At 70.6% G+C, this 15022-nt stretch carries 15 protein-coding genes; 10 read left to right on the forward strand and 5 right to left on the reverse strand.

Features of this window, described 5'->3' with window-relative positions; translation table 11 throughout:
• The first annotated feature begins 20 nt into the window (after positions 1-20).
• Both MTAB308_RS10330 and MTAB308_RS10335 read left to right on the forward strand, forming a co-directional pair.
• Complete coding sequence (locus MTAB308_RS10330; protein WP_077099360.1) at positions 21-1814, forward strand: acetyl/propionyl/methylcrotonyl-CoA carboxylase subunit alpha; 1794 nt, start codon at positions 21-23, stop codon at positions 1812-1814.
• A 179-nt stretch (positions 1815-1993) separates the two neighbouring features.
• Positions 1994-2413, forward strand: a complete 420-nt coding sequence (locus tag MTAB308_RS10335) for an STAS domain-containing protein (RefSeq protein WP_077100109.1) — start codon at positions 1994-1996, stop codon at positions 2411-2413.
• Here MTAB308_RS10335 and MTAB308_RS10340 read toward each other — a convergent pair.
• Both MTAB308_RS10340 and MTAB308_RS10345 read right to left on the reverse strand, forming a co-directional pair.
• Positions 2384-3172: an RNA polymerase sigma factor SigF gene (locus MTAB308_RS10340; RefSeq protein WP_077099361.1), complete on the reverse strand. Its 789-nt coding sequence runs from the start codon at positions 3170-3172 to the stop codon at positions 2384-2386. The two genes, MTAB308_RS10335 and MTAB308_RS10340, sit on opposite strands and share 30 nt — an antisense overlap.
• Entirely contained in the window at positions 3169-3606 is a 438-nt protein-coding gene (locus MTAB308_RS10345; protein WP_077099362.1) for an ATP-binding protein, read from the reverse strand. Before MTAB308_RS10345 ends, MTAB308_RS10340 begins: the two co-directional genes overlap by 4 nt.
• A 245-nt stretch (positions 3607-3851) precedes the next feature.
• On the opposite strand from MTAB308_RS10345, the gene MTAB308_RS10350 reads away from it, so the two are divergent.
• On the forward strand, positions 3852-4232 hold the full coding sequence (locus tag MTAB308_RS10350; RefSeq protein ID WP_077099363.1) for a hypothetical protein: 381 nt from the start codon (positions 3852-3854) through the stop codon (positions 4230-4232).
• A 22-nt stretch (positions 4233-4254) separates the two neighbouring features.
• Positions 4255-4590, forward strand: a complete 336-nt coding sequence (gene usfY / locus MTAB308_RS10355; RefSeq protein WP_077099364.1) for a protein UsfY — start codon at positions 4255-4257, stop codon at positions 4588-4590.
• A gap of 1 nt (position 4591) precedes the next feature.
• Here the strand turns inward: usfY and MTAB308_RS10360 are convergent, their stop codons facing one another.
• Positions 4592-4975: a hypothetical protein gene (locus tag MTAB308_RS10360; RefSeq protein ID WP_077099365.1), complete on the reverse strand. Its 384-nt coding sequence runs from the start codon at positions 4973-4975 to the stop codon at positions 4592-4594.
• A gap of 251 nt (positions 4976-5226) precedes the next feature.
• Between MTAB308_RS10360 and MTAB308_RS10365 the strand changes: the two genes are divergently transcribed.
• The 4 genes from MTAB308_RS10365 to MTAB308_RS10380 are packed head-to-tail and all read left to right on the forward strand — an operon-like array spanning position 5227 to position 11663.
• Positions 5227-5892: a TetR/AcrR family transcriptional regulator gene (locus MTAB308_RS10365; protein ID WP_077099366.1), complete on the forward strand. Its 666-nt coding sequence runs from the start codon at positions 5227-5229 to the stop codon at positions 5890-5892.
• A 45-nt stretch (positions 5893-5937) separates the two neighbouring features.
• Positions 5938-10539, forward strand: coding sequence for an ATP-dependent helicase (locus MTAB308_RS10370; RefSeq protein ID WP_077099367.1), 4602 nt, complete (start codon positions 5938-5940; stop codon positions 10537-10539).
• Positions 10540-10552: 13 nt separating this feature from the next.
• On the forward strand, positions 10553-11308 hold the full coding sequence (gene nei2, locus MTAB308_RS10375; protein WP_077099368.1) for an endonuclease VIII Nei2: 756 nt from the start codon (positions 10553-10555) through the stop codon (positions 11306-11308).
• 31 nt (positions 11309-11339) lie between these two features.
• A complete protein-coding gene (locus tag MTAB308_RS10380) occupies positions 11340-11663 on the forward strand; it encodes a DUF732 domain-containing protein (protein ID WP_077099369.1) in 324 nt (107 codons plus the stop codon).
• Here MTAB308_RS10380 and pstS read toward each other — a convergent pair.
• Both pstS and MTAB308_RS10390 read right to left on the reverse strand, forming a co-directional pair.
• Positions 11658-12770, reverse strand: coding sequence for a phosphate ABC transporter substrate-binding protein PstS (gene pstS, locus MTAB308_RS10385; protein WP_077100110.1), 1113 nt, complete (start codon positions 12768-12770; stop codon positions 11658-11660). The two genes, MTAB308_RS10380 and pstS, sit on opposite strands and share 6 nt — an antisense overlap.
• Before the next feature lie 81 nt (positions 12771-12851).
• Positions 12852-13778 carry an extracellular catalytic domain type 1 short-chain-length polyhydroxyalkanoate depolymerase gene (locus MTAB308_RS10390; protein ID WP_077099370.1) on the reverse strand — a complete coding sequence of 309 codons (927 nt, stop codon included), beginning with the start codon at positions 13776-13778 and terminating at the stop codon, positions 12852-12854.
• A 162-nt stretch (positions 13779-13940) separates the two neighbouring features.
• Here MTAB308_RS10390 and MTAB308_RS10395 point away from each other — a divergent pair, with 162 nt between their 5' ends.
• Positions 13941-14297, forward strand: coding sequence for a DUF732 domain-containing protein (locus tag MTAB308_RS10395; RefSeq protein WP_077099371.1), 357 nt, complete (start codon positions 13941-13943; stop codon positions 14295-14297).
• Between the two features lie 114 nt (positions 14298-14411).
• Positions 14412-14720: a DUF732 domain-containing protein gene (locus MTAB308_RS10400; protein ID WP_077099372.1), complete on the forward strand. Its 309-nt coding sequence runs from the start codon at positions 14412-14414 to the stop codon at positions 14718-14720.
• The last annotated feature ends 302 nt before the right edge of the window (positions 14721-15022 follow it).

Genomic DNA, 15022 nt, shown 5'->3' on the forward strand with positions numbered 1-15022 from the left:
CCAGCCAAACAGGAGGCGCAGTGGCCAGTCACGCCAGCTCGAGGATTGCCAAGGTGCTCGTCGCCAACCGCGGTGAGATCGCCGTCCGGGTGATCCGCGCGGCCCGCGATGCGGGCCTGCCCAGCGTGGCGGTGTATGCCGAGCCCGACGCGGACGCGCCGCACGTGCGCCTGGCGGACGAGGCGTTCGCCCTCGGCGGCCAGACCTCGGCCGAGTCCTACCTCGACTTCGGCAAGCTGCTCGACGCCGCGGCGAAGTCCGGCGCCAACGCCGTCCACCCCGGCTACGGCTTCCTGTCCGAGAACGCCGACTTCGCCCAGGCGGTGATCGACGCCGGCCTGATCTGGATCGGGCCGAGCCCGCAGTCCATCCGCGACCTGGGTGACAAGGTCACCGCGCGCCACATCGCGGCCCGCGCCCAGGCCCCGCTGGTGCCCGGCACGCCCGACCCCGTCAAGGACGCCGACGAGGTGGTGGCCTTCGCCAAGGAGTACGGCGTGCCCATCGCGATCAAGGCCGCGTTCGGCGGCGGCGGCAAGGGCATGAAGGTCGCCCGCACCCTCGAGGAAATCCCCGAGCTGTACGAGTCGGCCGTCCGCGAGGCCGTGTCGGCGTTCGGCCGCGGCGAATGCTTCGTGGAGCGCTACCTGGACAAGCCGCGCCACGTCGAGGCGCAGGTGATCGCCGACCAGCACGGCAACGTCGTCGTCGCCGGCACCCGCGACTGCTCGCTGCAGCGCCGCTTCCAGAAGCTGGTGGAGGAGGCGCCCGCGCCGTTCCTCACCGACGCCCAGCGCAAGGAGATCCACGAGTCGGCCAAGCGGATCTGCAAGGAGGCCCACTACTACGGCGCCGGGACCGTCGAATACCTGGTCGGCCAGGACGGGCTGATCTCCTTCCTGGAGGTCAACACCCGCCTGCAGGTCGAGCACCCCGTCACCGAGGAGACCGCGGGCATCGACCTGGTGCTGCAGCAGTTCAAGATCGCCAACGGCGAGAAGCTGGACATCACGGAGGACCCGACGCCGCGCGGGCACGCGATCGAGTTCCGGATCAACGGCGAGGACGCCGGTCGCGGGTTCCTGCCCGCGCCCGGGCCGGTCAGCAAGTTCCACCCGCCCACCGGCCCCGGCGTGCGGCTGGACTCCGGGGTGGAGACGGGCTCGGTGATCGGCGGCCAGTTCGACTCGATGCTGGCCAAGCTGATCGTGTACGGCGCCGACCGGCACGAAGCGCTGGCGCGCGCCCGGCGGGCCCTGGACGAGTTCGAGGTCGAGGGCCTGGCGACGGTGATCCCGTTCCACCGCGCCGTGGTGTCCGACCCGGCGTTCATCGGCGACGACAACGGCTTTTCGGTGCACACCCGCTGGATCGAGACCGAGTGGGACAACACCGTCGAACCGTTCACGGGCGGCGAACCCCTCGACGAGGAGGACACGAGGCCCCGCCAGAAGGTGGTCGTCGAGGTGGGCGGCCGCCGGCTCGAGGTGTCGCTGCCCGGTGACCTGGCAATGTCCAACGGCGCCGCGGACCCGGCCGGGGTCATCCGGAAGAAGCCCAAGCCCCGCAAGCGCGGGTCGCACGCGGGCGCGGCGGCCTCCGGCGACGCGGTGACCGCGCCCATGCAGGGCACCGTGGTCAAGGTCGCCGTCGAGGAAGGCCAGGAGGTGGCAACCGGCGACCTGGTGGTGGTCCTCGAGGCGATGAAAATGGAAAACCCGGTCACCGCGCACAAGGACGGCACCATCACCGGGCTCGCGGTGGAGGCCGGCGCGGCCATCACCCAGGGCACGGTCCTCGCCGAGATCAAGTAACCGTTCGGTCACCAAACGTTGTAGGCCCGCCCCGCCACGGGTAGGGTTCAGATGAGGTTGAGTTCACAGCCGCCCGGATGACGTTGGGGGCCGCCGCGCATGCGAACTCCCGGGTCTTGAACCATCACCGACCGCCTGACGTCATCCACAGCAGGATCCTCCTAATGACGGAGACAAGCATGTCTGTGGCCCAATCTTGGCAACAAAGCCGCACGGCCCAATTCACCGCTCGCTGGAGCGCGGTGGGCACCGTGATCACCGCCGATGGCGAGCTCGACGCCGCCAACGCCGATCAGCTCGCGGCCTACGTGCAACGCAGCGTCCGGCGTTCGCGGCGCATCATCCTGGATCTGCGCGGGCTGGAATTCATTGGCACAGCTGGCTTTTCGGCGATACACCGGATCAATGTCGCGTGCTCGGCGGCCCAGGTGCACTGGGCCATGGTGCCCAGCCCGGTGGTGGAGCGGTTGCTGCGCATCTGCGACCCCGACGGCACCCTGCCGGTGACGACGCCCCACGCCGAGCAGCTGTTGAAGCCGACCCGGGCCGACGGGTCGGGGTCGCGACCGCTACTGCAACTGGTCCCGCAGCCGCGTTAGCGACTTGGCCAGCAGCCGGGACACGTGCATCTGGGAGATGCCCACCCGCTCGGCGATCTGAGTCTGCGTCATCGATTCAAAGAACCTGAGCACCAACACCATTCGTTCCCGCTCGGGCAGCGCCTCGAGCAAGGGGCGCAACGCCTCCCGATCCTCGATGCGGTCGAGGCCGGCGTCCACGTCGCCCAGGGTGTCCGCGATGGCACGGGCGTCGTCGTCGTCGCTGCCGCCACCGGTGTCGATGGACAACGTGTTGTAGGAGCTGCCCGCCACCAAGCCCTCGACGACCTCGTCGCGTTCCATCCCGAGTTCCACGGCGAGTTCGGTCGCCGTCGGCGCCCGGCCCAGCCGCTGCGACAGATCGGCGGTGGCGGTGCCCAGCCGCAGATGCAGTTCCTTGAGCCGCCGCGGAACCTTGACCGACCAGCTGTTGTCCCGGAAGTGCCGGCGGACCTCCCCCATGATGGTGGGCACCGCGAAGGAGACGAAGTCCGATCCGGTCTCGACGTCGAAGCGGACCACGGCGTTGACCAGGCCGACCCGGGCCACCTGAACCAGGTCGTCGCGGGGTTCGCCCCGGCCCTCGAACCGCCGGGCGATGTGATCGGCCAGCGGCAGGCACCGCTCCACGATCTTGTCGCGCCGGCGCTGGAATTCCATCGAGTCGGCGGCGACGCCGGCCAGTTCACGGAACATGTCCGGAACGTCGGCGTACTCGTTCGGCCGCGAGACCGAACCGCCTGCAGCTCGCGCTGTCACCTGCTAGAGGCCGCCCGTCGCGCGGTCAGCGTGATCCCGAAAACGCTGCCCGTTTCGTTGGGCTCGCGACCATCGTGGAAAGTCTGGACGTCGTCGGCCAGGGACGTCAGGACGTGCCAGCTGAAGCTGCCGGGCGCCACCACGTCGTGGGTGTCGCACGCCGCGGACGCCTCCACCACCAATTCGTCGTCGTGCGGGTCCACCACGACGATCAGCGTGGCGTCCGGTGTGGCCGAGCGGATCAGGCGGGTGCACACTTCGTCCACCGCGAGGCGCAGGTCGGCGACCGCATCGAAATCCAGGTCCTCGAAGGTGCCGATGGCACCGACGAGCGTGCGCAACATCGCCAGGTTCTCCAGGCGTGCCGCGACGTGCAATTCGACGGCGCGATGGCCGCGTTGACGCGCGTGAGCGCGCGATCCCGCATCGGTCATATGGTCTCCCGGCAATGTCGGCTCGACACTACTACTGCTGCGCAGCCCGCCGTCGACCGTCGGTTCCAACCGGTTGGTCATGCGGCACGACCGGGATCGCTCGGGTGCTGGTGATCGCTGTGGCGGTAAGCGGGAACGGTTCCGGCATTCATGGTCTAGAGCTGATACCCACTTGCGGCGGCGAATAACCCGGCGAGACGCGTTAGCTGCTTAACAGTCGCAACGCCGGGAACTACACTTGTCGCATGAAGCAGGCTCTGCTTCGCGCGATTGTGCTTCTTGCGTCATGGTCGATCGGACTGCTGGTGGCGGCCCGGGTCGTGCCCAACGTTTCGGTGTCGGTTTCGGGGTTCGTCGTCGCCGTCGTGTTGTTCACCGCCGCTCAGGCCACGCTGTCGCTGGCGATCGTCAGGCTGCCGCGCGCGTACGCGTCGCTGCTCCTCGGGGGCACCGGCCTGGTGCTGACGCTCGTCGCGCTGGCGCTGGCCGCGGTCTTCACCGACGGCCTCACCATTCGCGGCGCCGCGTCCTGGGCCGCCGCAATCGTGGTGGTCTGGCTGATCACCACCATCGGGGCGATATCGCTGCCCGAGGTGCTCGCTCGCGATCGGGCCGTCCCGGCCTGACCGGACGACGAAGGGAGGCGTTATGGGCGACAGGCATCGCGATCCGACGGATCATTTCCGGACCACGCAACCGCACGCCGGTTTCTCGATGAAGGACAACCTTTACTGGCCGGGGTTCATCCTGCTGATCGTCGCGTTGGGCGGGATGATCAGCACGACGGCCGCCGCCGCCTACGGGCACTACGAGTGGCTCGCCACGACGAGCCTGGTCGCCGTGCTCGGAGTGGTCGCGGCGGCGTTGTGGTTCGTCGTGGAGCATCGCCGGGTGGCCCGCATCGACGAGCAGTGGCAGCCCCTCGCCGAAGCCAACGCCGCACAACGCCGGCGCGCCGTCAGCCAGGAGCCCGCCGGGTCCTGAGCTACAGCGCCAGCACCGGTCCCGTGATGGGCGAAACGCCCAGGCCGAGCGCCACCACCATCAGCGTGAACAAGAACCAGCCGGCACCGTGCCACCCCCACCAGGTGCCCTGCGCCTTCCACACCCGGTAGGTGCGCACGAACGCCCACAGGCCACCGGCAAACAGAATCAGCGGCCCACCGAATGCCAGCATCGTCCGCTGCGGCGCGCCGCAGGCCACCGTGTCGACGCCCGTCCCCGGGCAGGTGCTGACCCACAGGGCCGCAAGGACCACGAAGCCGACCCCGGCGGCGGCGGCCAGGACGGCAAACCGGATGGCGGCGTGCACCTCGCCGTCCTCTTGCCCCAAGCGGTCGCCGGGTGACCGCTCACCCGCTTTGTGCATCGCTGCCCCTCGTGTCCCGCTGCCAGCCTGCCACTAGTCCATCGTTCGCCGCGCCGAATTAGTTACCCAGGCCCCGCCGCCACACCCACCCCGGGCGACGGAATCGCATGGGAGCAAATACCCGGTGGCGGACCCCGGCAAACGGCCGCGTCGCCCTCACGAGACCGCCCTGAGCAGGGCAATCGGGTCGGATGAGCCGCAAACGCGCTGGTGTGGCGGTCGTCTCATTTCATTTGAGTACTATCTGACACATGCCGACAGCCAGGAGGCGGTTATCCCCCGAGGATCGACGCGCCGAGCTGCTCGCTTTGGGGGCAGAAGTCTTTGGGAAGCGACCCTACGACGAGGTCCGCATCGACGAGATAGCCGAGCGCGCGGGGGTGTCGCGTGCGCTGATGTATCACTACTTCCCCGACAAGCGGGCGTTCTTCGCCGCCGTCGTCAAGGACGAGGCCGACCGGCTGTACGAGGCGACCAACAACCCGCCGCCCGCCGGCCTGACGATGTTCGAAGAGATTCGGATGGGTGTGCTGGCCTACATGGCCTATCACCAGCAGAATCCGGAGGCCGCGTGGGCCGCCTACGTGGGCCTGGGCCGGTCCGACCCGGTTCTGCTCGGCATCGACGACGAGGCCAAGAACCGCCAGATGGAACACATCATGTCCCGCATCGGCGAGGTCGTCAGCGGCATGCCGGACACCAGCGCGCTGCAGCCCGAAGTCGAGCGGGACCTGCGGGTGATCATCCAGGGCTGGCTGGCCCTCACCTTCGAGATCTGCCGGCAGCGCATCATGGACCCCACGACCGACGCCGACCGGCTGGCCGACGCCTGCGCGCACGCGCTGCTCGACGCCATCGCCCGGGTGCCCGAGATTCCGAAAGAGCTGTCGGAGGCCATGGCCACCGCGAGGCTCTGACAAGGCCCGCACTATCTTGTCGGTGCGCGTTGGCACCATGGTGAGGTGAACACTCGCGCCGGCCCCGGGCCGGACCCGCTGGGCCGGTTCAGCGCGATCACTCGCGAGTGGTTCCAGGCCACCTTCGCCGCGCCGACCAGCGCCCAGGCGCAGGCCTGGGACGCCATCGCGCGGGGCGACAACACCCTGGTGATCGCGCCGACCGGATCCGGCAAGACGCTCGCGGCGTTCCTGTGGGCCCTGGATAGTCTCGCCGGGTCGGCCGAACGGCCGGCCGGCACCGGGGTGCTGTACGTGTCCCCGCTCAAGGCGCTCGCGGTCGACGTCGAGCGCAACCTGCGCACCCCGCTGGCGGGGCTCACCCGGATCGCCGAGCGCCACGGGCTGCCGGCCCCCGACATCAGCGTCGGCGTCCGCTCCGGCGACACCCCGCCGGCCGCGCGCCGCCAGCTCATCGCGCACCCGCCCGACGTGCTGATCACCACCCCGGAGTCGCTGTTCTTGATGCTGACCTCGGCCGCGCGCGACACCCTGGCCGGCGTGCAGACGGTGATCGTGGACGAGATCCACGCCATCGCGGGCGGCAAGCGCGGCGCGCACCTGGCGGTGTCGCTGGAGCGGCTGGACGACCTGCGCCACGCCTCGTCCGGGGAGCGGCCCGCGCAGCGCATCGGGTTGTCGGCGACCGTGCGCCCGCCCGAGGAGCTGGCGCGGTTTTTGTCCGGGGGCGGCCCCACCGCTCGGACGACCATCGTCGCCCCGCCGTCGGCCAAGACCATCGAGCTCACCGTGCAGGTGCCGGTGCCCGACATGGCCAACCTGGCGAACACTCCCCCGCAAGCGGGAGGTGCCCCCAGCATCTGGCCCGACGTCGAGGCGCGCCTGGTCGACCTGATCGAATCGCACTCCTCGACCATCGTGTTCGCCAACTCCAGGCGACTCGCCGAACGGCTTACCGCGCGGCTCAACGAGATTCACGCGGAGCGCTGCGGGATCGCGCTCGGAACCGACCTCAACGCTCAGGTGCCCGGCGGCGCGCCGGCCCACATCATGGGCAGCGGCCAGACGCTGGGCGCCGACGCCGTGCTCGCGCGCGCCCACCACGGTTCGGTCAGCAAGGAGCAGCGCGCCCTGGTGGAAGAGGACCTCAAGCGCGGGCTGCTCAAGGCGGTGGTGGCGACGTCGAGCCTGGAGCTGGGCATCGACATGGGCGCCGTCGACCTGGTGATCCAGGTGGAGGCGCCGCCGTCGGTGGCCAGCGGCCTGCAGCGCATCGGGCGGGCCGGCCACCAGGTCGGCGAGGTGTCCCGGGGCGTGCTGTTCCCCAAGCACCGCACCGACCTGATCGGCTGCGCGGTGACGGTGCAGCGGATGCTCGCCGGCCAGATCGAGACGATGCGCGTGCCCGCCAACCCGCTGGACATCCTGGCCCAACAGACCGTGGCGGCCGCCGCGCTGGAGCCGCTGGACGCCGACCGGTGGTTCGACACCGTGCGGCGCGCCGCCCCGTTCGCGACGCTGCCGCGCAGCGTGTACGAGGCCACCCTGGACCTGTTGTCCGGCAAGTACCCGTCCACCGAATTCGCCGAGCTGCGCCCGCGCCTGGTCTACGACCGCGACGCCGGAACCCTGACCGCGCGCCCGGGCGCGCAGCGGCTGGCGGTCACCTCCGGCGGCGCCATCCCCGACCGGGGGCTGTTCACCGTCTACCTGGCCTCGGAGGCCGAAAAACCCTCGCGGGTGGGCGAACTCGACGAGGAGATGGTCTACGAGTCGCGCCCCGGCGACGTCATCTCGCTGGGTGCCACCAGCTGGCGGATCACCGAGATCACGCACGACCGGGTGCTGGTGATTCCCGCGCCCGGCCAGCCGGCCCGGCTGCCGTTCTGGCGCGGCGACGACGCCGGCCGCCCGGCCGAGCTCGGCGCCGCGCTCGGCGCGTTCACCGGCGAGCTGGCCGGACTGAAGCGCGCGGCGTTCGACAAGCGTTGCGCCGCTTTGGGTTTCGACGCGTACGCGACCGACAACCTGTGGGGACTGCTGGACGAGCAGCGGACCGCGGCGGGGGTGGTGCCCACCGACACCACCCTGCTGGTCGAGCGGTTCCGCGACGAGCTGGGCGATTGGCGGGTGATCCTGCATTCGCCGTACGGGCTGCGGGTGCACGGACCGCTCGCGCTGGCGGTGGGGCGGCGGCTGCGCGACCGCTACGGGCTCGACGAGAAGCCGACCGCCTCCGACGACGGGATCGTGGTGCGCCTGCCCGACACCGGGTTTTCCGGCGGCGACGACGCACCGCCCGGCGCCGAGCTGTTCGTCTTCGACGCCGACGAGATCGACCCGATCGTCACGGCCGAGGTGGGCGGCTCGGCGCTGTTCGCCGCGCGGTTCCGGGAATGCGCGGCCCGCGCGCTGTTGCTGCCGCGCCGGCACCCCGGCCGCCGCTCGCCGCTGTGGCACCAGCGCCAGCGCGCGGCCCAGTTGCTGGACGTGGCGCGCAAGTACCCCGACTTCCCCGTGGTGCTGGAGACCATCCGCGAATGCCTGCAGGACGTCTACGACGTGCCCGCCCTCGTCGGGCTGATGACGGGCATCGCCCAGCGCAAGGTGCGGGTGCTCGAAGCCGAAACGATGAAGCCCTCACCATTCGCGGCGTCCCTGTTGTTCGGCTACGTCGGCGCGTTCATGTACGAGGGGGACACGCCGCTGGCCGAGCGCCGGGCCGCGGCGCTGTCGCTGGACAGCACGCTGCTGGCCGAGCTGCTCGGCCGCGTCGAGCTGCGCGAGCTGCTCGATCCCGACGTCATCGCCGCGACCGGCCGGCAGTTGCAGCACCTGTCGGCCGACCGGGCCGCCCGCGACGCCGAGGGCGCCGCGGACCTGCTGCGACTGCTGGGGCCGCTGACCGAGGCCGAGCTCTCGGCGCGGGCCGGTGGCGCCGACGTCGGGGGCTGGCTGGAGGGGTTGCGCGGCGCCCGGCGCGCCCTGACGGTGTCCTTCGCCGGGCGCAGCTGGTGGGTGGCCATCGAGGACATCGGGCGGTTGCGTGACGGGGTGGGCGCCGCGGTCCCGCTGGGCGTGCCGACCGCCTTCACCGAGGCGGTGGCGGACCCGCTGGGCGAGTTGCTGGGCCGCTACGCGCGCACGCACACCCCGTTCACCACGAGCGAGGCCGCCGCCCGGTTCGGCCTGGGGCTGCGGGTCACGGCCGACGTGCTGGGGCGGCTGGCCGCGGACGGCAAGCTGGTGCGCGGCGACTTCGTCACCGCGACCGAGGTGTCCGGCGCCGCCGGGGGCGGCGAGCAGTGGTGCGACGCCGACGTCCTGCGCATCCTGCGGCGGCGCTCGCTGGCGGCGCTGCGCGCGCAGGTGGAGCCGGTGAGCACCGCCGCCTACGGGCGGTTCCTGCCGGCCTGGCACCACGTGTCGTCGCCCCAGACGGGCATCGACGGGCTGGTCTCGGTGATCGATCAGCTGGCCGGTGCCCGGGTGCCGGCCTCGGCGCTGGAACCGCTGATCCTGGCGCCCCGCATCCGGGACTACTCGCCTGCGCTGCTCGACGAGCTGCTCGCCACCGGCGAGGTCACCTGGTCGGGCGCCGGCTCGATCTCGGGCAGCGACGGCTGGATCGCGCTGCACGCGAGCGATTCCGCGCCGCTGACGCTGTCCGCACCCGCCCCGCTCGACCTCACCGACGCCCATCGCGCGATCCTGGACACGCTGGCCGGCGGCGGCGCGTACTTCTTCCGCCAGCTCGCCGAGACGCCGATCCCCGACCCCGAGCTCAAAGAGGCGCTGTGGGAATTGATCTGGGCCGGCTGGGTCACCGGGGACACGTTCGCGCCGGTCCGCGCCGTCCTCGGCGGCGCGGGAGCCCGCAAGCGGTCCGCGCCTGCGCACCGCACGCAACGCCCGCCACGGCTGAGCCGCTACAGCGTCGCGCACGCGCAGCACCGCAGCACCGACCCGACCGTGGCCGGGCGCTGGTCGATCGTGGCGGCCCCGGAACCGGATTCCACGGTGCGGGCCCACTATCAGGCCGAGCTGCTGCTGAACCGCCACGGCGTGCTCACCCGGGGCGCGGTCGCGGCCGAGGGAGTGCCGGGCGGCTTCGCGACGATCTACAAGGTGCTGAGCACGTTCGAGGACGCCGGCCGGTGCCAGCGCGGCTACTTCGTCGAGTCGCTGGGCGGCGCCCAGTTCGCCGTCGCGTCCACCGTCGACCGGCTGCGCAGCTACACCGACGGAATCGACCCCGAACGGCCCGAATATCGGGCCGTCGCGCTGGCCGCCGCCGACCCGGCCAACCCCTACGGCGCCGCGCTGGCCTGGCCCGCCGCGGGCGCCGAAGGCGCGCGGCCCGGGCGCAAGGCGGGCGCGCTGGTCGTGCTGGTCGACGGCGAGCTGGCGTGGTTCCTGGAGCGCGGCGGGCGGTCGCTGCTGACGTTCACCGACGACCCGGCGGCCGACCACGCGGCCGCCGCGGCGCTGGCCGACCTGGTCGCCGCCCGGCGGGTCGCGTCCATCCTCGTCGAACGCATCGACGGGACGCCGGCGCTGCAGCCGCACGACGGGCCCGCGCGGGTAGCGGACGCCTTGCACGAGGCGGGATTCGCCCGGACCCCACGCGGAATGCGGCTGCGATGACCCCCGCCGAGTAATGCCCGAGGGCGACACCGTCTGGCATACCGCGGCCCTGCTGCGCGAGCACCTGGCCGGTCGCACGCTGACGCGTTGCGATGTCCGGGTGCCGCGGTTTGCCACCGTCGAGTTGACCGGGCAGGTCGTCGACGAGGTGCTCAGCCGCGGCAAGCACCTGTTCATCCGGGTCGGGCGGTCCAGCATTCACTCGCATCTGAAGATGGACGGCAGCTGGCGCGTCGGTAACCGGCCGGTGCGGGTTGACCACCGGGCGCGAATCATCCTGGAGGCCAACGATATTCGCGCTGTCGGCGTCGACCTGGGCGTGCTGGAGATCTTGGAGCGTGACCGCGACGGCGAGGTGGTGGCGCACCTGGGACCCGACCTGCTGGGCCCCGACTGGGACCCGGTGCGCGCCGCCGCCAACCTGGCGGCGCGCCCAGACCGGCCGATCGGCGAGGCCCTGCTGGATCAGCGGGTGCTGGCCGGCATCGGCAATGTCTATTGCAACGAACTGTGTTTCGTCAGCGGCCACCTGCCGACCGCACCGGTGAGCGCGCTGGCCGACCCGCGCCGGCTGGTCAGCCGCGCCCGGGACATGCTGTGGACCAACCGCTTCCGCTGGAACCGCTGCACCACCGGCGACACGCGGGCGGGCCGGCAGCTGTGGGTCTACGGGCGCGCCGGGCAGCCCTGCCGCCGCTGCGGCACCCTCGTCCGCTTCGACGACCGCGGCGAGCGGGTGGCGTACTGGTGTCCCTCCTGCCAGCGCTGAACTTCCGATCGCGCCATGCAATGATCTTTCGGTGTCAGCAACCACCGGGACATTGCGCGGCCTGGGCGCGGTCGTCACGCTGCTCGGCCTGGCGGCGCTAGCCTGCCCGGCCGCATACGCCGACGCGGTCGACAACGCGTTCGTGACGGCGGTGAAGAACAAGGGCATTCAATTCGCGTCACCGGAAGCCGCGATCGTCGCCGGTCACGAGGTCTGCGACGAACTCGATCTCGGTAAGCAGAAGTCCGACATCGCCTCCGAAGTGATGACCAACAGCAACCTGGACGGCTACCGCGCCGGGTACTTCATCGGCGCGAGCGTGGCGGCGTACTGCCCGCGCTACCGCGTGTCATGAGATCGCGTCGATCGCGGCCGACAGCCGCGGCTTGAACTCCTGCGGGATGGGGATGTACCCGTTGCCCGCCAGGCCGTCCTGCCCGGCACCGATCGTGCTGCGCAGGAAGGCCTTCACGGCCGCAGCGACCTGCGGGTCGGGATACTTCGAGCACACGATCTCGTAGGTCGCCAGCACGATCGGGTAGGCGTCGGGCTGGTTCGGCCGGTAGAAGGAGATGGTGTCGAGGGCCAGGTCGTTGCCCTGCTTGATGAACCACGCGGCGGAGATCGTCTTGCCCACCGAGTCCGCGCCGATCGCCACCGGGTCCGGGCCGGCCGACGTGATGACCTTGGCCATGTTCAGCTGCTGCGCCTGGGCGAACGACCATTCGTTGTAGGTGATCGACCCCTCGGTGCCCTTGACGGCGGCGGCGGCCCCGTCGTTGCCCTTGGCGCCCTCGCCGACCCCGCCCTTGAAGGCCTTCCCGGCGCCCTTGCCCCAGGCGCCGTTGGACGCGGTGTCGAGGTAGCGCTGGAAGTTGTCCGTGGTGCCGGACTCGTCGCTGCGGAACACCACCCGGATCGGCTCGGCGGGCAGGGGGACGCCGGGGTTCAGCGCCTGGATAGCGGGATCGTTCCAGGTCGCGATGCCGCCGTTGAAAATCCTGGCCGCGGTGGCACCGTCGAGGCTCAACCCCGTCACGCCGTTGACGTTGAAGGCGATCGCGATGGGGCCGAACACCACCGGCAGGTTCCACGCGGGCGACCCGCATCGTTGCTGCGCCCTGGCATACTCGTCCTGGCTCAGCGGCGAGTCCGAACCGGCGAAATCCGTCTGTTTGCCCAGGAATTCGCTGATCCCCGCGCCGGAACCGTTGGGCGTGTAGTCCAGCGACTGCCCGGCGCAGGCCTGTTCGAAGGCCTTGACGAAGCGGGTCATCGCGTTCTGCTGGGCGGTGGAGCCGCTGGCCCGCAGCGTCGGCTTGCCACCGCAGGCGACCTTCGCCGGGGACGCGCTCGTCGTCGCCCCGGCACCGGTGGTGTGATGGTTACCACCGCAGGCCGACAACAGCGCGGCAGCGGTGGCCAGAATGCTCGTAGCGACGCCGAATCGATTGAGCTTCAAGCGAATTCCCGTCAAGAGATCCGATGAGACGATCGCCGCCATGAGGCATAGTAACAAGATCGGCCCGCGGCCGCCTCCGGGCTAATCGCGCGCGTGGGCGAGGAAAAACTGCGCGATGACCTCCGAGGCGTCCAGCGCGCGCGAGGTGCGCCCGATGATCGCCTGGGGCAGATACTGTTTGCCTCCCGGCCAGGTGTGCCCGCCGTTGTCGATCTGGTAGAAGATCACCTCGCTCGACGCAGCGCACGGCGCGGAGTCGTAGCGGTGCACGACGGTGCCGTCGCCGACGTTGGGCAAAACCTGCGTCGACGGATCGCCTTGGCAGCCATCGGCCGAGCGCCACGTGTTCATCATGTTGGTCGCCGCCACCGAGTGACTGACGCCCCCGCGGCCCCGCACGTCCCCGCCGTTGAACGGCACCAGCGGGTCGGCGGTGCCGTGTGCCGCGAGCACCGACACCGGCCGCGACGGATGGCAGGCCACGCCCGTGCCCAGCGTGCCCGCCACCGGCGCGATCGCGGCGAAGACGTCGGCGCGTTCGCACGCCAGCTTGTTGGTCATGAACCCCCCGTTGGACATGCCGGTGGCGAAGACGTGCCCAGGCGCGATGTTGTAGTCGCGTTGCAGCTTTCCGGCCAGCGCGACCAGAAACCCGACGTCGTCGATGTGGTGGCGATCCGCCGGTGACGCCCCCCGCCCGTCGGCCCAGCTCTTGTCGAAACCGTCGGGATAGGCCACCAGCAGGTGGTTGGCGTCGGCAATCGTGTCGAAATCGGTCAGGCCCTGCTGCCCCGTTCCGGTGCCGCCGCCACCGTGCAGGCTGAGCACCAGGCCGACGGGATCGCCGGGCGGCACGTGCAACGTGTACGTGCGGTCCATGCCGCCGGAACGCAACGTGGCGGACAGGTCTCGGGCGCTGGCCGCCGACACGGGCCGCTCACCGCAGCCCGCCGCGCACACCGCGCATGCCGTCAGGACGGCGAGCGTCAGCCAGCGCGCGTACGGCATGCCGTCAAGTTACCGAGCGCGCTCGGACGACATAACCAATGTTGCGATGTTCGCAAGATCTACGATGATTGGAGGATGCCTGGCTGTAACCTACCTGCAACGTTTTAGGTCGAACCTTCAGTCGTCGAACACCGGATCTTAGGACCCTTGGGGGTATCAAAAATGACGCGCACCCGCAGCCGCAAGGCCCGCCTGCTGCTCCCGCTGCTGGCGGCCGGCTTCGTGCCCGCCGTCGCGCTGCTTGGCCCGCTGGTCACGGCCCCGACCGCGCAGGCCGACGGTAACGACGACGCGTTCATCGCGGCGCTGCACGCCCACGGCATCGCCCACGAATCGCCCAAGTCCGCGATCGCGGCAGGCCATCTGGTCTGTCACCAGCTCGACATGGGCAAGACGCAGGAACAGATCGCGACGGACGTGATGAACAGCAGCACCCTGGATGGCGACAATGCCGGGTTCTTCGTCGCCCTGGCCGAACGCGCGTACTGCCCGCAGTACGCGGATGTCCCAGCGGCATAACGCACGGCGTCTCGCGCAACGTCGTCAGGTTTGCCTCGCCCTGATTGCAATTTGCGGTCGTTGCACTGTGCGAAGCTGTAACGTGCAACATTCGCGGCTAAGGGAGGACGGGACATGTCACGCGTGTGGGCCGCCCTCGTGCTCGTGCTGGCCGCGCCCGCGCCCTTCGCGTCGGCCCCCGTCGCCCATGCCGACGCGGTCGACGACGCCTTCCTGGGGGCCCTGACCGCCAAGGGCATCCACTTCGGGACGCCGGAGAAGGCCATCATCGCCGGTCATGAGGTCTGTGACGAGCTCGACAACGGCAAGACACCGGCCCAGGTCGCGTCCACCGTGCAGGCCAACAGCGGCCTGGACGGCTATCACGCCGGCTACTTCGTCGGCGCGGCCATCCGGGCTTACTGCCCCGTGCATTCTTCTTAACGCGATCGCAACGCGGCGCTTGCAGGGAATCGACTTTTGGCAACCTAGAGTTTCCGGTACCAACTAGTGCGGAGACCAACGAGTGGTATCGAGAATCATTGCCTGCGCCGCCCTTGCTGTCGGGGCTGCGGTGGCGATCGCGGCGCCCGCGGGCGCCGACCCCAGCGTTTTCAACGACCTGAGCTGCAGCTGCCCGCAGACCGTCTCCAACGGCGGGTCCTCCGTGGCGGACCAGATCGATCGGGGCATTCGATCCGGTCTTGGCGGCGCGAATGTCGTTCGGGCCCAACAGTAGTTGACCC

This window comes from Mycobacterium terramassiliense, from assembly GCF_900157385.1.
In the GTDB taxonomy this organism is placed as follows: Bacteria; Actinomycetota; Actinomycetes; order Mycobacteriales; family Mycobacteriaceae; genus Mycobacterium; species Mycobacterium terramassiliense.